Consider the following 19,404-nt stretch of genomic DNA (forward strand, 5'->3'; position numbering starts at 1 on the left):
AAAGTGGTGATGCATTCACCGCCTGACCCTACCCACCGATTTTCACGGTCAAACTGACATAAACTTAAGCACTAACTCGTATTTGCCTGAACCGGGACCAGCCCGGTGAGAGCCAGGACCAGCGAAAACTGGCCCCGGGGCAAAGCCACAACCTCTTACAGGTTGATCATCTTGCCCATAACGCCCTCAGCTGCTTCCTTCATAGCCTCGGACATGGTCGGGTGAATGTGGACGGCGCGGCCGATTTCCTCAGTGGTCAGCTCGTACTTCTCAGCCAGGACCAGCTGCGGCATGAGCTCGGAAACGTTGGCGCCCACCATGTGGCCACCCAGCAGCTCGCCGTATTCGGCATCTGCAATGAGCTTCACGAAACCAGCCGGCTCCGCCAGACCCTGGGCCTTACCGTTTGCAGAGAACGGGAAGGTGGAGACCTTAATCTCGCGACCGTTCTCCTCTGCCCACTTCTTGGCCTGCGCCTCGGTCTTACCGAAGGAACCAACCTGCGGGTTACAGAAGGTTGCGCGCGGCATCATGTTGTAGTCCGGGATGGTCTCGGTCTCGTGACCCGCCATGTGCTCAGCTGCGATAACGCCCTGTGCCTCAGCGACGTGTGCCAGCTGCAGCTTCATGGTGACGTCACCGATGGCGTAGATGTTGCCGACGTTGGTGCGCATGTACTCGTCGATGACAATCTCGCCGCGCTCGCCCAGCTCAACACCGGCCTTGTCCAGGCCGATGCCCTCGGTGCGCGGTGCGAAGCCGATGGAGACCATAACGCGGTCGACGGTCAGAGTCTGCTCGTCGCCACCATCCTTGGCCTCGACCTTGACCTCAACCGAGTCACCATTGTCCACGATGGAGGTGGTCTTGTGCCCGGTCATGAGCTTGACGCCCAGCTTCTTGTATTCCTTGGCAATAACCTTGGAGACGTCTGCGTCCTCGTTCGGCAGAACGTTGTCCATGAACTCGACGATGGTGACGTCCACGCCGTAGTTAGCCAAGACGTATGCGAACTCCATACCGATGGCGCCAGCGCCGACGATAACCATGGAGTCCGGCAGCTCGTCGGAGAGAATCTGCTCTTCGTAGGAAACGATGTTGCCGCCGACCTCAACGCCCGGCAGGGAACGGACGACAGAGCCGGTTGCAATAATCGCCTTGTCGAAGGTAATTTCCTTGCCCTTGTCATCGCCATCAGTGATGGCCATGGAGGTCGGGCCAGTGAATTCACCGAAACCGTTGATTTCGGTGATCTTGTTCTTCTTCATCAGGAAATGAACACCCTTGACGATGCCCGCGGACACCTTGCGCGAACGCGCGTGTGCGGCACCGAAGTCAAAGGAGACATCGCCGGAGATACCGAAGGTCTTAGCCTCATGGTTGAAAATGTGCGCCACCTCGGCGTTCTTCAACAGAGACTTGGATGGAATACAGCCAACGTTGAGGCAGACACCGCCCCAGTATTGCTTCTCCACCACAGCGGTCTTCAGACCCAGCTGGGATGCACGGATTGCTGCGACGTATCCGCCAGGACCGCCGCCGAGTACTACAAGATCAAAATGTTCAGCCACGTGCACAAGTCTACGCACGACTTGTCTTTACTTCACGCGCGAGTCCCGGTTTTACCTACTGCGGTCGGCTACGGTGGTGGGCATGGGCACCGACACGGACACCGACTTGGGCAACGATTTCTCCTTCCTCTCCACTGACCTTGTCCCCGATTGGCTGGACGATATCGACGGCTCCCAGGCGCTGGCGTGGGCTCGCGCGCAGTCGGAGGCCACCGTCGCAGGCGTCGATTCGCTTGCCGACGACACCAGCGACCGCACCAACCTGGAACAACGCATCCTGGCTGCGCTCAACACCGATGCCCGGATCGCATACCCGGTGCGGCGCGGCGAGTACCTCTATAACTTCTGGCGGGATGCCGAGCATCCGCGGGGCCTGTGGCGGCGGACGTCGTTGCAGAGCTATCTGGCTGGCCAGGAAGATCCGCAGGCGACCGAGTGGGAAACTCTCATCGACCTCGATGCGCTGGCGAAAGCCGAGGGAGAAAACTGGGTCTGGAAGGGCACGGTGTGCCGTTATCCGGAGTATGACCGCGCGTTGATTCTGCTCTCTCGCGGTGGCGCCGATGCCACCGTGGTGCGGGAGTTTGACCTCGACAATTGCACTTTTGTCGAGGATGAGCCGTTCTACCTCCCGGAGGCGAAGTCCGATGTCTGTTGGTTGGGCCGTGACGAGATTCTCGTTGGCAGTGACTTTGGTCCGGGGTCACTGACGGATTCGGGCTACCCGCGGCAAGTGCGTAGGTGGCGGCGAGGCATGCCGTCGTCAAGCGCGGATGTGATTTTCTCGGGCCACAGTGATGATGTGGCCGTGGGCGGCTGGTTCGACGCGACGGAGGGTTTCGAGCGGCTGTTTGTCGAGCGTGCGCATGATTTTTATAATTCGCAGCGGTTCGTGGCAGCGGAGCGTTCGGGCAAGTTGGCGGCGCAGCAGAATGGGGACTTTTCGCTGCAGATTCTGGAGGTGCCGCAGGACTGCCGGACGAGTGTCCATAGGCAGTGGCTGGTGCTGATGCCGCGCACGGACTTCAACGGCATTCCGGCTGGTGGCGTGGCTGTTGTGGAGCTAGAAAAGTGGCTGGCAGGCTCGCGTGAGGTGGAGGTGATTTTCACCCCGGATGCGCACACGTCGTTCCAGCAGCTCGCATGGACGAAGAACTTCCTGGTGCTGACGCTGTTGGAGGATGTCGCGACGAAGTTGGTTGTCTTGCGCGAGGCCTCATGGGAGCCGGTGGAGGCCTTCGGCGAGTTACCTGCGCAGGCCACTGTGAGCGTGATTGATACAGCCTCTGAACGCGACGATGAGATCTGGTTGGTTTCGACCTCGGCAACGCAGCCGGCAACCCTCTGGTACGGGCAGGTCGGCAGCCCGCTCACGGAAGTGCGGCGTGCTCCGGCGCTCTTCGACAGTGAGGGGATGGAGACGCGGCAGCACTGGGCGACCTCGGTCGATGGCACGCGGATTCCGTACCGCATCACCGGTCGCTTCGGCGCGGGGGCTGGTGCAAGTGCTGACGCAGGCGCTAGTGCAGAGACAACCACAGCCACACCCACTCCGAACCCAGCCCCTACCCTCGTGCACGCCTACGGCGGTTTCGAGGTCTCACTGGTCCCGCAGTACTCGGCGATTCGTGGCCTGACCTGGCTCGAGCGGGGCGGGTACTTCGTGGAGGCCAACCTGCGTGGCGGTGGCGAATTCGGCCCGACCTGGCACTCCTCGGTGGTCAAGACTGAGCGGATGAGGGTCTATGAGGATCATCAGGCCGTGCTGCGCGACCTGGTTGAACGCGGCTACTGCACGCGCGAGCAGCTGGGCGTGCGCGGTGGTTCCAACGGCGGGCTGCTGACCGCTGTCTGCCTAACCTCCTACCCGGAGTTGGTGGGCGCAGTGGTGTCCCAGGTGCCACTGGCGGACATGATGCGCTATCACAAGCTGTCCGCAGGAGCCTCCTGGATGGCCGAATATGGAAACCCGGACGACCCCACCGAGCGGGCTGCGATTGCGCAGTATTCGCCGGTCCAGCGCGTCGTCAAGCGAGAGCAGCGCGCCTACCCGCCAGCGTTGATTACGACGTCTACCAGGGACGACCGCGTCCACCCGGCACATGCGAGGAGCCTGGCGTGGCTGCTGGAGGAAGCGGGACAGCCGGTGGATTATCACGAAAATACCGAAGGAGGCCACGCCGGTGCGGCGGATAATTCGCAGGTCGCGTTCGTCGAGGCACTCATATCTACGTGGCTGTGGAACAAGCTCAAGTAAGGTAACAGCCGTGAGTAGCGCTGATTTCACTAATCCTTATACCGGTATTGCGTTCAACCTGGGTTTCCGGGTGAACAAATACGAGCTGGACCTCGATTATCGGGTCGGGCCGAATCGTCTGAAGGCGACGGCGACTCTGCATATCGAAATCAATGCTTGGACCTCACACATCACGCTCGACTTTGCGGATGCGCTGGGGGCCGATTCGGTGGATGCGATTTCCGATTCGCAGGCACACTCAATCGATGTAAAGCGCTGGCGCCATTCGGGACGCAAGCTGCGCGTCACCTTTGACCGCGAGTTGGCTCCCGACGAGACGCTGCGGCTGATTGTCACTTACTCGGGCACGCCACGTCCGGTGCGCTCGAAGTGGGGCGAAATTGGCTGGGAGGAACTGGAAAACGGCGCGCTTGTGGCATCGCAGCCGGTGGGCGCGGCGTCGTGGTACCCCTGCGATGACGATCCCGAGGTCAAGGCGTTCTACGAGTTCACAATGGTCACCGACGCTCCCTACGAGGTCGTCGCACCAGGGCTTGCCGACGCTCCGGTGAACGTGGGCGGATCGCGCCGCCGCTGGCGGTTTGTCACCGAGGAGCCCATGGCCTCCTACCTGGCCACCATCAATGTCGGCCAGTTTAAGAAGGTCGAGCTGCCGTGCCAGACCTCGACCGTAGTGGCCTGGGTGCCCTCTGAGTTGGTGGCCAATGCCCGCCATGACTTCCGCGACCAGGGACGCATGCTCGATGAATTCGCCAAGCTCTTTGGCCCTTACCCCTTCCGTGCCTACCAGGTGGTCATTTGTGAAGACGACCTGGAGATCCCCATCGAGGCACAGGGTCTGTCCATCTTCGGAGCCAACCACGCCGACGGCAAGGACACGTGGAATCGACTGATTGCCCACGAGTTGTCGCACCAGTGGTTCGGCAACAGTGTCGGCATTTCGCAGTGGCGCGATATCTGGCTCAACGAGGGTTTTGCCTGCTATTCCGAGTGGGTGTGGTCCGAGGTCAGCGGCGGTGCCAGCGCGGATGTGCACGCCCGCAAGCACTACCTGGACCTGCTTGAAGATGATCAGGACATCGTCATCGCCAACCCAGGGCCCAAGCTGATGTTCGACGACCGTCTGTACAAGCGCGGCGCGCTGACTGTGCACGCTCTGCGTCTGCTGCTGGGCGACGAGGTGTTCTTCGACCTGGTGCGCAAGTGGACCACCACCAACCGCCACAGTGTGGTCGATGCAGTGGACTTCCGCGCACTGGCCAACCGCGTATGCCGTGAGCGTGGCATCACCACCTCGCACCTGGATGTCATCTTTGACTCCTGGCTGTCACGCAGCTCCTTGCCGGACTTCCCCACCGACCCAACGCGTTCCCCTGCTGACCAGGGCATCGACGATAATGGTGCTCCAATCGTGGACGAGGAACTGGCCGCTCAGTTTGAAAAGCTCGGCTACTCGAAGGCCAAGGACTAGAGAGCTAGAGGCACGTCAATGTCCGGTTTCAAATGGTTGTCGCTGGCCACGATTGTCGCAGCGATAGGCAGCTTCGCGGTGCTGATTATCTCGGCCCGCGCACTTCCCAATGCGGTAAACCTGCAGTTCGTGGCGTTCTGGGGGCTTTTCTTCGCGCTCACGGGTGTTCTCGGCGGGCTGATGCAGGAGACCACGCGCGCAATCGGTGCTGCGGAATCGCGGGAGCGGGAGCGAAAACAGGAGCAGAGGCAGAGCCAGGAGCAGGAAGCCTCGGAAGCACGTCAAGTTCTCGGCGCTCGTCCCATCACAGTGTCCCTGGGCGTCGCCGCAGTTACTTTCGTCACCATGGCAGTGACGGGTCCGCTGTGGGCCCCACTGGTCGTGCAGGATGACGCCGGCACTGCAATTCTGCTTATGGCTTTTGGTCTGGCGCTGTACTCTATGCAGGCCACCACCTCGGGTCTGCTCAGCGGCCGCCAACTGTGGGGCCCCTACGCCGCGCTAATCATGATTGACATTCTCGTGCGCGTGGCTCTGGCACTCATCGCCTGGTACTTCGGCTGGGGCCTGCTGGCCTGGCTGATTATCACGGTATTCGGCACTGTCAGTTGGCTCATTCTCGCGCTGTTTTCCCCGGCAACCCGCTCGGTCATGTTCGCGCGTGCCGACGTCCCGGTGCGCCGCTTCGTCGCGCTTATGGTCACGGCCATGGGCGCATCCGGCGCATCTGCTGTGCTGGTCACAGGTTTTCCGACAATCGTCAAGATTGCCGGCGAAGCGGTCACCACTGGCGCCGGGATAGCCGAGTCGCTGACCCCGCCGCATGCCAACAACTTCACCGCAGCGGTGACCATTGCGGGTATCGCCTACGCCGTAACGCTGACCCGCGCTCCGCTGCTCATGCCCTTAGAGAAGTTCCAAAACGCCATCATTGTGAGCTTTGTCCGGCATCGCTCCGAAGGCGTGCTGGCAGCGCTGGCCAAGCCGTTGGGGGCGCTGGCTGCTTTCGGCACCTTCGGGGCGGGCCTGGCATGGCTCATCGGCCCGTGGATTATGACTCTCATCCTGGACGATAGCTATCACGTGTCCGGGCCGGTGCTCGCAGCGCTGACGCTCGGTGCGACGTTGACCGCCATGTTGATGATTACCGGCTCGGTCACCTTGGCAGTGGAAAAGCACCATATGTATCTGATCGGTTGGTTGGTTGCGACCACGATCGCCGTTGCCATTCTTTTCCTTCCTGGGCACCTGTCGGTACGCACGGTCGCGGCTATCGCCGTAGGCTCAGCAGTAGGTGTTGTCATTCACCTGCTTGCGCTGCGCAAACTTTCCCCACGTGCTGCCAGGTCAGCCGTATCGGAGGCTTTTGCGGTGGAATAACACCACCCGCATCCAATGCGGTCCCCCCCCCCAAAAAAAACTGTCCACATCCCCCTGCAACTCCCAAGGTTCGAGACTCACATGTCCACCATCACTAACCTCACGGTTCTCATGACCGTCTACCACCGCGTCGTCCCCGACCAGCTCGATGCTGCGCTGCAGTCGCTGTGGAACCAGACGCGTCCGGCCGCGCACGTCATTGTGGTCATCGATGGCCCGATCGGGCAGGAACTCGACCGGGTCGTCGTCAAGCATGAGCAGGCGCATTCGGAGATGACCGTGCTGCGTTGTGCGGAAAATGGCGGCTCGGGAGTGGCTTCGCAGGTGGGTCTTCAGTTGGTGGAAACGCCATGGGTGGCGCGGCTGGATGCGGACGATATTGCGCGTGCGGACCGCTTTGAAAAGCAGTGGGATGCGCTGGCTGCCGATTCGGAGTTGGATGTGTTGGGCAGTGCAATGGCGGAGTTCGAGGGCACGCCGGACAATGTGGTGCGCGTGCGGACTCTGCCGCAGACGCACGCCGAGATTGCGCGTTATATCAAGATTAATTCACCCGTGAATAACCCCTCCTCGATGCTACGAACGGCGAAGGTGCGTGAGGTCGGTGGGTATCGCGACATCCGTCTGATGGAGGACTACGACCTCTGGGTGCGCCTCATGGCCGCCGGCGCGAAGTTTGAGAATCTGCCCGAGCCGCTGGTGTACTTCCGTGCCGACGGCATGTTCGAGCGGCGAACCTCGCGCGGCATCATCCGCGGTGAACGTCAGCTCCAGCGCACGCTGGTAGCTGAGGGGCTGATTTCCAGGCCGCGGGCGGTGTTTAACTTGGCGGTGCGGACACTTTTCCGACTTTTGCCATCTCAGCTCATGTCACGCGCATACCGACGATTGTTTGTGCGGTAGGCTTCGGAACGATGACTGACAACATGGATTTCTCGGACACCTGGCTGATTGTGCCGTGCTACAACGAGGGCCAGGTTATTCGTGAGGTTCTCGAGCACGCTCGCGAGACCTTCCCCAACATTGTCGCGGTCAACGACGGCTCTTCGGATAACTCCAGCCTGGAGATTCACAGGGCCGGCGCTCACCTGGTCAACCACCCTGTCAATTTGGGTCAAGGTGCGGCTATCCAGACCGGCGTGGAATACGCTCGCGCGCAGGCTGGCTCGAAGTACTTTGTCACCTTCGACGCCGATGGCCAGCACCAGGTCAAGGACGTCGTCGCCATGGTGCAGCGACTGCGTACCGAACCAATCGACATCATTGTGGGAACCCGTTTCGGCCGCCCTCGCGCCGAGGATGACCAGGTGCCGCTGATTAAGCGAATTGTCCTCAAGACGGTGGTCATGTTGTCACCACGCACGCGTCGGCTCGGGCTTACCGACGCCCACAACGGTCTGCGCGCCTTCAACCGCACGGTGGCAGAGCAACTGAACCTGCGCATGAACGGCATGAGCCATGCCTCCGAATTTGTCGAGGTCATGGACAACAGAGGCTGGCGTACCGCTGAGCAGCCGGTGGATATCCTCTACACGGAATACTCCATGTCCAAAGGGCAATCCTTGTTCAACGGTGTCAATATCCTTGCCGACTCCCTGATTTCGAAGAGGCTGCCATGACCGCATCCATCGTTCAAATTATTTTGCTGCTGGCGATGGTGGGCCTGGTGGCTTACTTCGTCGCTAACCGTCGTAAAGCGCGTGCCAAGGCGGGCGTGAAGCTGGGCTTCGTCCTTTTCGTCGTCGCGTGCCTGTGGGCAATCGTGCGTCCCGACGATTTGACCGTGGTAGCCAACTGGATTGGCGTGAACCGGGGCACCGATTTGCTGCTCTACGTACTGGTGTTGGCGTTTGTGTTTACCACGGTGTCGTCCTACATCCGCTTCCGCGAACAGGAGCTACGCTACGCGCGACTGGCTCGTGCAGTGGCTTTGAAGACCGCTGTGCGTCCGGAAGAAGAAATTGTGATTTCGGGCAGCCAGAACAGCAGCCAAAAGGACAGCGCGACGAAGGTCGAGAACAACGCTCCGTCCGACTAATCGGCACGCTAAGCGCATGTGAATCTGAGGCTGTGGTTCCATAGAAGCCATGAGCGAAGAAAATAAGGACAACGCCGCCGCTGACAACAGCAGCGATTCGCAGCAGCCCTCGGCAGACGCAGCGTGGCAGGAGACACCGCAGGAACCCCAGCAGGATTCTCAGCCGGTACCCACTGAGCAGGACTTGGAGTCCTGGTCTGCCGACAGCGGTGGGAAAACTAAGTCGTGGTACTCGATTCCGAACGCCGCGTGGGCGCTAGCTGTCGTCGCATTGATTGTTGTCGGTGCAGCGGGCTTCTTCGCTGGTTCGCGTTCGGCTAGCTTCAACGGCGTGAGCACCGTCAACATGGCGGGTGTTGCACCAGGCAGGGGCGAGATTGCGCCTGTGCCTGGTCCGAATGGCTCTTTCGACGCCAGCATCTACGGACCAAAGGCGGGAGCACAGTTGAAGTCCCCGGAGGATATGGACAATGTCCACCGCCGCAATGAAAATGATCCTTTTGCTCTCGGTGCAGTGGATGCGCCGGTCGTAATCTCGATCTACTCGGACTTCGAGTGCCCGTTCTGCGCGAAGTTCGCAAACGAAACCGAGCCTGACCTCGTGGAAAAGTACGTCAACGAGGGACTGGTCCGCCTGGAGTGGAACGACATGGCCATCAATGGCGAGAAGGCCATCAAGGATGCTGAGGCCGGCCGTGCCGCGGCAGCTCAGGGCAAGTTCTGGGAATTCTCCCGTGCGCTGTTTAAGAAGGCCGGGGAAAAGGGCCAGGGCCACCCGGAGTTCACTGAGAAAGACCTGATTGCCGTCGCTCGCGAGGCCGGTGTGCCGGACATGAAGCGCTTTGAAAAGGAGCTTAAGGACGGCAAGTGGACCGAGGCGGTCAAGAATGCCACCCAGTTCGGCTCCATGCTGGGCATTTCCGGTACTCCGGGCTTCCTCGTTGGTACGCAGTTCGTCTCGGGCGCACAGCCTCTTGACGTGTTCGAGGACAATATCGAGCTGGCTCTCATCCACGCTAAGCGCATGGAAGAAGCTGGCAAGTAAGCTGCGCTAGCCCTGATTCCGGAAGTACTCCACAGTACGGGCAACGCCCTCCTGAATACTCATAGCCGGCTCCCAGCCGAGTACCTCACGCGCCCGCGTGGGATCCAACGCCGACCGCGCCACATCACCAGTGCGCGGCGGTGCAAACTCCGGGTTATCCTCGGCATCCGCAGCCTGCGCCACCAACGAGTGCAGCTGCCGATCCGAGGTTTCTACACCGGTGCCAATATTAAAGCGCATTCCGCCACCGACCTCGCCGGATGCGCGGTAGAAAGCATCCACCACATCGTCGACATACACATAGTCGCGGGTATTTCCGCCGTCACCGAACACCTTGGTCGGCTCTCCCGCCAGCAGACGCTGGGCGAAAATAGCCACCACACCAGCCTCGCCGTGCGGATCCTGCCGCGGGCCGTACACATTCGCCGGCGCGATGTGCGAGCATTCGAGCCCGTAAAGGTTGCGGAACATATTCAAGTACAGTTCGCCCGTCGCCTTTGAAGCGGCATAGGGGCTCATCGGATTAACCGGCACGCTTTCCGACACCGGAAGCTCCTCCGGCGTGCCGTAGATGGAACCGCCCGAAGATGTAAACACAACCTTGCGGACACCGTGCTTTCGGGCCGCATCGGCAAGTTTGATTGTGCCAATGATGTTCAGCGTCGCATCTCGCACCGGGTCGGCTACGGAAATCCGCACATCAATCTGCGCTGCGAGGTGGAAAATAACCTCCGGGCGGTTTTGCCCGAGCAGCTCGTCCCAGTCCACCTCCAGCACATCGGCGGTTATGAACTCAAAGTCGTCGTTAAGCGATGCCTGCTGGAGATTGTCCAGCTTTCCGTGGGAGAGATCGTCCAACGCCGTGACCGCGTACCCTTCAGCCAGCAGCCGGTCAACTAGCGTCGAACCGATAAATCCGGCACCGCCCGTCACCAGCGCGCGAGGTTTCGCGCTTGCCGACGATTCTGTCATCGCGGTGGCCGGTGATTCGTTCTTGTGCTTCTCCATAGGAAGAACTATAGGCGCTTAGTAAGGAAAGCCGCTTATACGTGTGCCAACCTCACATTGACGGGGTTGATTAGTCTTCCAGGGAATGCGAGATTACTCAGCGCGCTGTGGCAGGTTGACGGTGGAATTGAAGTAAATAACCAAGCCCATCAGGATGGCGATGACCATACCGCCACCGAGCATGACCGGGTAGGTCATCCAGGAGATGGACTGGGAGAGCTTGGTCAGAATTGCCGGGAATGCGAAGCCTATGTAAGTCAGGCAGTAGAAGATACCGGTCAGCCCAGCCATATCGCGCGGACCGGCGATGCGCTGTACCTCGTTAAGACCGGTAAACATGGCCAGGCCGTAGCCCGTGCCCAGCACCAGCGCTGCAATAAACGCCGTCACTGCGGTGGGGTTGGTGGACATCCATGCGGCCATTCCCATGCCGATAACCACAATGCCCATTGCGATCAGCGAACCGCGGGCGTTGTGCTCGGTCACAAAGCGTGGACCAATCTGCTGAATACCAAAACCACAGAGCAGCGCAAACAGTGTGACCATCGCGGAGTAGAACACCGGCTGTGAGACGTGGTCCTGAAGCAACGACGGAATGATTGCGTAGGCAACACCGGCTGCACCGAAGACCCACGGCGCTCCCATCGCGGCGACGAGCAGGAAGCGACGGTTAGTTACCGAAGGGGTGTGTAGAGACTCCCAGACGCTTTCGTGCGGAGCGTTGCTGCCGCCCAGGTGCGGCGACTGGCGGGTCTCCGGCACAGCCACAAGACCGAAGATCGTTGGGATAGAAATCAGGATGTGGATGATATAAGCCAACTGCCCCGGCAGCGGTGCGAACTGCGCCAACGTGCCGGCAATACCCGCACCCAGGCCAAAGCCCAAGGTCAACGCCATGGACTGACGCTTCGCGCCCGAGGTGGAAGTGGCCTTGGGGTCAAAGCGTGGATCGGAAAGCTCCTTTACCCACGAGCCGCCCACGGCCATGACAATGCCGACTGCCAAGCCCGAGATAAAACGACCAGTGAGGATGAGCGGGGCGATGGTCTCGCCCAGCGCGATGAGAGTCGAGCCCAGAATCGAGAGCACCGGCGCGGCGAGCATCACCGGCTTACGGCCGATACGGTCCGAGATTGGGCCAGAAATCAGCAGTGCCGGCGCGATGCCGAGAGCGTAGACCAGCAATAGAAGGTCAATGAACACCGGCGCCAGGTCAGCGTTTTCGCGGTACATCACCATCAGCGGTGTGAATTCATTGCCACCCCACGCGACGGCGAAAACTGCAATTGCGGCGAGCAGCCACAACGGCGTGCCTTTATTGGATTTGGCCCTGCCGTGAGGTACCTCATTTTCATTGCCGTTAGTTCCTGCGTGAGAAGACATGTCGTTTACTTTACGACGGTCCCCAGCGCCTTACGCACAATGGTGCAGATTTAAGCCACCGGAGCTAACCACAAGAGGTGTGCCGAGATAGTTGAGCAGGCGGGGCGGGGCAACTGAGTCGGTTAGTGGAGTGGCGGCTAATCCGGTGGCGTGCCCAGTTTGGGCACCTCGGGTTGGTTTCGGCATATATGCCCCTGAAACCTGGGGCTCACACCCCCGTCTCGGGGTGGCGTATTGCCGACCTTGCGCCCCTGCCCCATCCGGGGGCAATGACCTATTCGACACTACATCGTTATCATTCCGTTACTTCCTTCATGTCTTGCGTCACTTTTGCCACATCATTCACACAATTTCTGATTATATAATTACAAATTAGTTCAATGTGGGGGTAGCCGAACAGTCATAAAACGCAGATTTCCCCTATTTAAGACAACTTCGCGCATGGACGGACATCAGGTCGCGCACATTAGGCCGGAAACGGACCGTCGTTAAGCAGCGCCCTTTCCGCACCCTTCGCACACCCCCGATTCCACCCTTCCTAGACATTCAGGAAATGAATCCGGTCACAAACAAAGGAATTCTACCGCCATTCACCACCCCCTATTACCCCCGTTGTTCACTTTTTGTCATCGCTCGCTGAAGTTCAAACGCTGGTCGCTACAGGCCTGGCTGTGTAAGAATTCGACACCGTCAAACAATCTGTCCATTCCCCAAACGCTGGCTGAGAAAAACCTGGGGCGATTTCTGCACGACCGCTGAGATCGCCAAGGTCCTCGATGGCCGTGCGGACGGGTATGTAAAGAAAGTCTTGTTATTTATGACTACTTCGATCATCGCGAATGATCCCAAGCAGCGCCGCAAGGTGCTCACGGGAACTCTCGTGGGTACGACCATCGAGTTTTATGACTTCCTGATTTACGCTCAGGCCGCAGCTATCGTGCTCGCTCCGCACTTCATCGAGCCGGCTGCGAAGTCGAACCCACAGGTCGCTCAGGTGCTCGCCTGGGCAACCCTGGGTATTTCCTTCCTCTTCCGCCCGCTTGGCGCTATCGTCGCCGGCCATATCGGTGACCGCTACGGCCGCAAGATGATTCTGGTCTTCACCCTCATCGGCATGGGTGCAGCTACTTTCTGTATCGGTCTGCTGCCGACTTATGAGTCAATCGGCATCGCTGCACCTATCCTGCTGGTTCTGCTCCGTATCTTCCAGGGCCTTTCCGCGGGTGGCGAATGGGGCGGTGCAGCCCTGATGTCCGTGGAGTACGCACCGAAGGAAAAGCGCGGTATCTACGGCGCATTCCCGCAGGCCGGTGTTCCGCTGGGTCTGACCCTGGCTACCGGAACCATGCTGATTGTTATGGCTATCATCGGCGAGGAAGCCTACATGGACTGGGGTTGGCGTGTGCCATTCTTGCTGTCCTTCATCCTGGTTCTGATTGGTTACATGATTCGTCGCACCGTCGATGAGTCCCCGGTCTTCCAGGCTATGCAGGCTGAGTCTGCTGAGCGCTCCGCTCCGCTGCCGGAGCTCTTCCGCAACCACTGGGGCAAGGTCATCCAGGGCGCCCTGATCTTCGCTGCTCAGCAGGCCACCGGTTACCTCGTGATCGCATTCTTCGGCGCTTACGCACAGAAGACACTGGGCTACTCCGCAACCGTCGCTTGGACAGGCACTCTCGTCGCCGGTATCTGCTGGACCATTTTCATGTTCATGGCTGGCGCTTGGTCCGACCGTATCGGCCGCGCCAAGACCTTCATCATCGGCTACGTCCTAATCATGATTTGGGAAGCCGTCATGTGGAACATCCTGGATAAGGGCCCGTTCCTCTACGTCATGACCGTCGCAGTCCTCACCCTGCCGCTGGCACTGACCTTCGGCCCGCAGCCGGCCATGTACTCCGAGATGTTCCCGGCTGAGGTTCGCTACTCCGGCGCTTCCATCGCTTACGCCATCGGCGCTGTCCTGGGTGGTGCATTCGCACCGATGATTGCCCAGATGATCATGGACGCCACCGGCAACCCGTTCTACATCTCCATCTACCTGATGGCCATGGCTATCCCGGCACTGATCGCCCTGTTCCTGCTGCCGAAGGGCCTCGAAGACCGTGACCTCATCGAGCACCCGGAGACTAACCTCGACGAAGTTAAGTCGCGCGTCTAGTTCCCACAGCTAGGGGTCTGACCGACCGAGGGTCTGATTACGCGAGCCGTCGTCAAGCACTGCACAACGCAGTATTTGCTTGACGACGGCTTTTGCGTTTCCACCTTCGTTCTATCCCGGTAGCTTGTTTCCGACCCGCGGCCCCGATTTCCTCATGAGTTTCTCAGTCGAAAGCGGCTGACAAGCCCCAGATATCCCATTAACGTTGGGTTATGGCACAGACTTCTTCCACCTCCACGCGAATCCCCCGCCGTCGCTCGACCGACGCTCCGAAGACGCTCCCCTCCCGTCCTGAACCGGAAGTGGCAGGCGCACTGCAAAAGGCCCTGGACGGCTATTTCCCCGAGGCGCGCGCTGATGTCCGCGTCCTTCTAGAAGACCCCTCCCTGCGGCCCACCTCTGGGCTGACCGTGGAGGAGGCCAGGCAGCACACCACCGACGCGCTTTCCAAGGTGCTTAAGACCGGCATGCCCTATGGCGCTTTCCGCACTGACCAGGGCGGCACAGGAGATACCGGTGGCACTCTCACCGGGATTGAAATGCTTGGCCACACCGACTTGTCGTTGATGGTGAAGTCCGGAGTGCAGTGGGGCCTTTTCGGCGGCGCTGTCAGCAACCTGGGAACAGAGCGTCACGGCGAGTTGGTGCGTGACCTCATTGAGCTGCGGGCTCTCGGCTGCTTTGCGATGACCGAGCGCGGCCACGGCTCGGACGTCCAATCACTCGAGACCACGGCGCACTACGACCCCGAGACGGAAGAATTCATCCTCAATTCCCCTACGGCTTCCTCTGAGAAGTGGTTTTTGGGCAATGCCGCGCGCGATGGGCGCTGGGCTGCGGTCTTTTGCCAGCTCTACACACCAGGGCAGGAAGAATCCCATGGTGTGCACTGCATTGTCGCTCGAATCCGCAATGATGATGGTTCGCCTGTCGACGGAGTTGCTATCGGCGACCACGGCACCAAGGGCGGCCTCTTGGGCGTGGACAACGGCACTCTCATGTTCGATCATTACCGCGTGCCGCGGGAGAACCTGCTTAACCGTTTTGCAGATGTCTCGGCCACTGGCGAGTACAGCAGCGATATTGACAGCCCCAATGCACGGTTTTTCACAATGCTCGGTGCCCTCGTGCGCGGCCGCGTGACAGTCGGTGCGGCCGCTGGTGCGGCAACCCGCACCGCATTGACCATCGGCACCAAGTACGCACACTTGCGGCGCCAATTTGCTCCCGACGATTCGCTGCCGGAAAAGAAGCTCATTGAGCACCGCCAACACCGAATCCGACTACTCCCCCGCATTGCGCGTTCGTACGGTCTGCAATTTGCCACCAACCTGCTAATCAAGCGGATTCACGACCTCGAAGCGGAGGGGCTGGACCGTGCGAATCTAACCCCGGAGCAGGCTCGCGATTTGCGTGAAGTGGAGGCGCATGCCGCCGCATTGAAGGTCGCCAACACCGCACATGCCACCGACGCCATCCAGGAGATGCGTGAGGCCACCGGTGGAGCCGGCTACATGGCAGAGAACCTGTTGACCATTCTCAAAGAAGACTCTGACGTATTCACCACCTTTGAGGGCGACAACGTGGTGATGTTGCAGCTGGTCACCAAAGAACTCTTGGGTGGTTTTGCCCGGGAGGTGCAGAGTTTTTCCAACCTGGAAATGGTGCGCTTCGGCCTCGACAATTTCAGTGGCATATTGCGCCGTCGCACCGGTGCAGATGCCGTCGTCCAGAACCTCTTGGATGCGCTGACTGACGCTGATGAGTCCTCGCTCTTTGACCCCGCCAGCCAGATGCAGCTACTTATCGAGCGCGAGAACCGACTTCTCAAGTCCCTTGCTCGCAGGCTGCGCCCGGCGCGGAAACTGCCTGTTGAAAAGGCCGCGAAGCTGGTGGACAAGGTCCAGGACCACATGATTTCCTGCGCGTGGGCGCATATCGATCGCATGATCCTGGAAGCGTTCTTCGAAGCCGAATCCACGATCACAGACGAGCGCTCTCAAGAAGTGCTCGAGCAGGTTCGTGATGTGTTCTTCCTGTCGGTTGTCTGCGATAACGCCGGCTGGTTCTTGGAGCAGTCACTGCTCACCGGTACTCGCACCAAGGGCGCGCGAGCGGGCTTGGCCGATCTGGTTGATTCCCTTGGTCCCTGGTCTGAGGTACTTGTCGATGCCTTTGGTGTCCCCAGCACCATGCTGGATATCCCCATGATGGAGCCTTACGAAGCGATGACGCCGAAGGCTAAGGCCAACCCGGCTAGTTAGCAGGTTGGCTACTGCGCCAGGAAACCTTCCAGCCCAGCCACAGTGGCCTCTGCCAAGCGCTGCCGGCCTTCGCTGGAAGTCAAGAGGGCAATGTCGCTGCTATCGCGCATGTTGCCGTATTCGACCAGTGCCTTTGGCTTCGTCGATAGGTTGAGTCCGGTGAGGTCTGCGCGCGGATTCAGCCCCTCGCTGCCGAGATAGTTAGACGGCGCAAAACCTGCGGCAACAAAGGCATCGCGCAGGGCGGTTGCCAGCGCGGTAGAGCCCTGCTCGTCATTATTAGCGAGCGGCTGAGAAATCGCCGACACATGGAATCCGCGGTTGCCCTCTCCAGCACCGTCAGCGTGGAGGCTCACCACGGCATCGGCGTTGGAAGCATTTTCCTTCTCTGCACGGGCATCGATGCAATCTGCACGACCGGCATCATTCTCGCGGCTGAGTAGCACCTGAGCACCGCGCTGTTCGAGCAGTTGCTTGATTTCCTGCGCCATCAGCCAATTGAACTCGTGCTCCGGGAAGCCGTCGTTGGAAGCGGTGCCGGAGGTATTACACGGCTTTTGGCCACCACGACCGTCAGTGACCATCAGGTCAGCAGGTGGTGGGGTGCCGGCGTGCCCCGGGTCGAGGTAGATGACCTTGCCGGCTACAGCGCTGGAGCCGTCGGCACGCGAAGTAGCGCGATTAGCTTGCTGTTGTGGCGCGTCGCCCGGAGCGACTGCGTCGGGGTTAGCAGAATCAGGCATTGCAAACTCCTCATTCGGCGGAGTGGGGTTCGGCATCTGCATGGCCTCTTCTTCAGCTGCCAAGGACGTTTGAGTTTCCGCCGAGGCAGCTTGCTGAGCGCTTCCTGCTCTGGAAGCCTCCGTGTCGATGGTGCAGGCCACAAGACCGGCAGGCATGATTGCCGCGGCCGCCAAAACCACAGCTAGTCGTCCCGCTGATGGTCGCACTACTAATCGCTGGTGTCCGGGCTGTCGCATCGTGCGTTCTCCTAGTATCTGCGTACCTGCCATGTGCTGAGTAACAGTAGCAAACACTCGATTGAGAGTCCCCGGCTCCGAGATTTCCGCCCCCATTCGTTTCGGGGAATCACCGCACGTCGGCTTGCCGCCGGATTCGCTCTCCTCATGTTTGACCGATCCAAAAAATAAAAAACGGGACCCTTTTCCAAGGATCCCGTTTCAAACCGAGCCGCCTGCGAGAATCGAACTCGCGACCTTCTCATTACGAGTGAGACGCTCTACCGACTGAGCTAAGGCGGCACGCACATTGCGCTGAGCTTTCAAGCAAGCAGAAATAACCCTGCACAAAATGTACAAGCGGTAATACTACTGCACTGCCCCCATCGCTACCAAAATGGGGTCTTCAGTCCGCTGAATTGGGCATAGCTGCTGGCTTACCTGCGACCAACCTGCCCTGCGATCTGCAATTTAGCCATCAATTCATCCATCAGGACCGTCAGCTTCACTGCAGTCACGAGCATGCCGCGCACCTCGGTGACAGCATCGATGGAGGCCAATATCGCCTCTGGCGGAAGGCGTCGGGCTAGCTCCGTCGCCGTCCGCCGGCGGTCCGGATTAATGAGATAGACGGAGCCATCCCCAAACTCGGAATCAGCGCCAGAATCTGAAACAGAAGCGCCAGAAGCCGACCCAGCACGTTCCGCCCCAAACGCCAGCACCAGGGCGTCACGGTAAAGCCCCATAATGTCGGTCAACGACAGGTCAATCAGATCTGACTCCGCGCGCCTGCGCCGCCGCTTCTGATTATCCTCCAGCTCCTTGATCACGCCCTTAGAGCCGCGCAGCGCCGCCTGTGCACCCTTGCCAGACGCACCTACACCCAACGAGCGCTCGAGATTCTCCAGCTCCTCAGCCTCTAGCGGCTCCATCCGCCGCTTCACCTCGCCAGCCACTTCGTTGGCTAACTCTCGCGCCGCCAAATACGACTTCGCCGGGTCGAACACGGCCTCCACGAAATCCAGGGCCTTGCCCCGCCAGGCACGCGAGCCCTCATCGGAGACAAAGCCACGCGCACGCCCAATGTGACCGTTGGACACCGTCGCGGCCCAGACCGCTTGCTCGTCGGTAAGCTCTGGCCGCTCGGCGCGCAGGAGGTTTGTGACGTCGTCGATATGCGGCGTCGGCACATAGACGTGGCGGCAGCGCGAACGGAGCGTAACGGAGAAATCCTCCGCGTTCGTCGTTGGTGCGCACATGATGATGACGGTGCGCAGCGGCGGTTCTTCCACCACCTTGAGCAGCGCATTTGAGGCGGATTCGTTGAGGCGGTCGGCGTCTTCGATGATTAGCACGCGGCAATCCGCCGTCGTGGGCATCTTGTAGGCCCAGGGCCGCAGCTCATCCCTCACCGTCGCCACCGAAATGATGGTGCCCTCCGGGCGCACGATCTTGATATCGCCATGCGTTCCCGCCAGCGCCGTCCGGCAGCCCTCGCACTCGCCACAACCGGGGCTGTCATGCCGCGTGCACAGCAGCGCCGCCGCAAACGCCGTCGCCGTCACCGACCGCCCCGACCCCGCAGGTCCCGTGAACAGCCAGGCGTGCGTCATGTCCGAGTCGCGTGGCACATCGCTTAACGACGACCCCGCGTCCCCACCTTCCGGCGAAACCTCCGCCCCATCGCCTGCCAGCGGTTGACCATTGGCAAAGCGATAATGCGCAGCGCGCACAGCAGCCTGCAACCGCTGGCGAACCCCACCGGTTTCGGGCATACGAGAAAACACGCTGCGCTCTGTCATGGGCTCTGTCATGGCCCCAACTCTAGCGCGCCCCACGGGACTCTTGTGAGGTAACTACTCCCTGC

General features: G+C 60.2%; 14 protein-coding genes and 1 tRNA gene. 9 read left to right on the forward strand and 6 right to left on the reverse strand.

Annotation, left to right across the window (positions count from 1 at the left end; translation table 11 throughout):
- Window positions 1–155: 155 nt before the first annotated feature.
- Window positions 156–1,571: a dihydrolipoyl dehydrogenase gene (gene lpdA, locus HMPREF2857_RS06425; RefSeq protein ID WP_048732524.1), complete on the reverse strand. Its 1,416-nt coding sequence runs from the start codon at window positions 1,569–1,571 to the stop codon at window positions 156–158.
- An 82-nt stretch (window positions 1,572–1,653) separates the two neighbouring features.
- On the opposite strand from lpdA, the gene HMPREF2857_RS06430 reads away from it, so the two are divergent.
- The 7 genes from HMPREF2857_RS06430 to HMPREF2857_RS06460 all read left to right on the forward strand — a co-directional run bounded on the left by HMPREF2857_RS06430 (window position 1,654) and on the right by HMPREF2857_RS06460 (window position 9,762).
- Window positions 1,654–3,828 carry a prolyl oligopeptidase family serine peptidase gene (locus HMPREF2857_RS06430; RefSeq protein ID WP_083310522.1) on the forward strand — a complete coding sequence of 725 codons (2,175 nt, stop codon included), beginning with the start codon at window positions 1,654–1,656 and terminating at the stop codon, window positions 3,826–3,828.
- Between the two features lie 10 nt (window positions 3,829–3,838).
- Window positions 3,839–5,299: a M1 family metallopeptidase gene (locus HMPREF2857_RS06435; protein ID WP_069359072.1), complete on the forward strand. Its 1,461-nt coding sequence runs from the start codon at window positions 3,839–3,841 to the stop codon at window positions 5,297–5,299.
- Between the two features lie 18 nt (window positions 5,300–5,317).
- On the forward strand, window positions 5,318–6,679 hold the full coding sequence (locus tag HMPREF2857_RS06440) for a polysaccharide biosynthesis protein (RefSeq protein WP_070643203.1): 1,362 nt from the start codon (window positions 5,318–5,320) through the stop codon (window positions 6,677–6,679).
- 81 nt (window positions 6,680–6,760) lie between these two features.
- A complete protein-coding gene (locus HMPREF2857_RS06445; RefSeq protein WP_070643205.1) occupies window positions 6,761–7,582 on the forward strand; it encodes a glycosyltransferase in 822 nt (273 codons plus the stop codon).
- 11 nt (window positions 7,583–7,593) lie between these two features.
- Entirely contained in the window at window positions 7,594–8,298 is a 705-nt protein-coding gene (locus tag HMPREF2857_RS06450) for a glycosyltransferase family 2 protein (protein WP_371441568.1), read from the forward strand.
- Window positions 8,295–8,717, forward strand: coding sequence for a DUF2304 domain-containing protein (locus HMPREF2857_RS06455; RefSeq protein ID WP_070643207.1), 423 nt, complete (start codon window positions 8,295–8,297; stop codon window positions 8,715–8,717). The genes HMPREF2857_RS06450 and HMPREF2857_RS06455 overlap by 4 nt, the downstream gene beginning before the upstream one ends.
- A 49-nt stretch (window positions 8,718–8,766) precedes the next feature.
- Window positions 8,767–9,762 (forward strand): DsbA family protein, encoded by a 996-nt coding sequence (locus HMPREF2857_RS06460; RefSeq protein WP_070643209.1) that lies wholly within the window; start codon window positions 8,767–8,769, stop codon window positions 9,760–9,762.
- Window positions 9,763–9,768: 6 nt separating this feature from the next.
- Here the strand turns inward: HMPREF2857_RS06460 and HMPREF2857_RS06465 are convergent, their stop codons facing one another.
- Together HMPREF2857_RS06465 and HMPREF2857_RS06470 are read right to left on the reverse strand one after the other, a co-directional pair.
- Window positions 9,769–10,734, reverse strand: coding sequence for a GDP-mannose 4,6-dehydratase (locus HMPREF2857_RS06465; protein WP_070643225.1), 966 nt, complete (start codon window positions 10,732–10,734; stop codon window positions 9,769–9,771).
- A 129-nt stretch (window positions 10,735–10,863) separates the two neighbouring features.
- A complete protein-coding gene (locus HMPREF2857_RS06470; protein WP_070643211.1) occupies window positions 10,864–12,153 on the reverse strand; it encodes an MFS transporter in 1,290 nt (429 codons plus the stop codon).
- Between the two features lie 817 nt (window positions 12,154–12,970).
- Between HMPREF2857_RS06470 and HMPREF2857_RS06475 the strand changes: the two genes are divergently transcribed.
- Window positions 12,971–14,314: an MFS transporter gene (locus HMPREF2857_RS06475; protein WP_070643213.1), complete on the forward strand. Its 1,344-nt coding sequence runs from the start codon at window positions 12,971–12,973 to the stop codon at window positions 14,312–14,314.
- A gap of 212 nt (window positions 14,315–14,526) precedes the next feature.
- Window positions 14,527–16,578, forward strand: coding sequence for an acyl-CoA dehydrogenase family protein (locus HMPREF2857_RS06480; protein WP_070643214.1), 2,052 nt, complete (start codon window positions 14,527–14,529; stop codon window positions 16,576–16,578).
- Window positions 16,579–16,586: 8 nt separating this feature from the next.
- Here HMPREF2857_RS06480 and HMPREF2857_RS06485 read toward each other — a convergent pair whose 3' ends face one another.
- The 3 genes from HMPREF2857_RS06485 to HMPREF2857_RS06495 form a co-directional block, all read right to left on the reverse strand.
- The gene (locus HMPREF2857_RS06485; RefSeq protein ID WP_070643215.1) at window positions 16,587–17,558 is read right to left on the reverse strand and encodes an N-acetylmuramoyl-L-alanine amidase; all 972 of its coding nucleotides are present in this window, start codon (window positions 17,556–17,558) and stop codon (window positions 16,587–16,589) included.
- A 209-nt stretch (window positions 17,559–17,767) separates the two neighbouring features.
- Window positions 17,768–17,840: transfer RNA gene (locus HMPREF2857_RS06490), tRNA-Thr, on the reverse strand.
- Window positions 17,841–17,974: 134 nt separating this feature from the next.
- On the reverse strand, window positions 17,975–19,351 hold the full coding sequence (locus HMPREF2857_RS06495) for a DNA polymerase III subunit delta' (protein ID WP_070643217.1): 1,377 nt from the start codon (window positions 19,349–19,351) through the stop codon (window positions 17,975–17,977).
- Window positions 19,352–19,404 lie beyond the last annotated feature (53 nt).

Source organism: Corynebacterium sp. HMSC076C10, assembly GCF_001812455.1.
GTDB classification, from domain to species: domain Bacteria; phylum Actinomycetota; class Actinomycetes; order Mycobacteriales; family Mycobacteriaceae; genus Corynebacterium; species Corynebacterium jeikeium_D.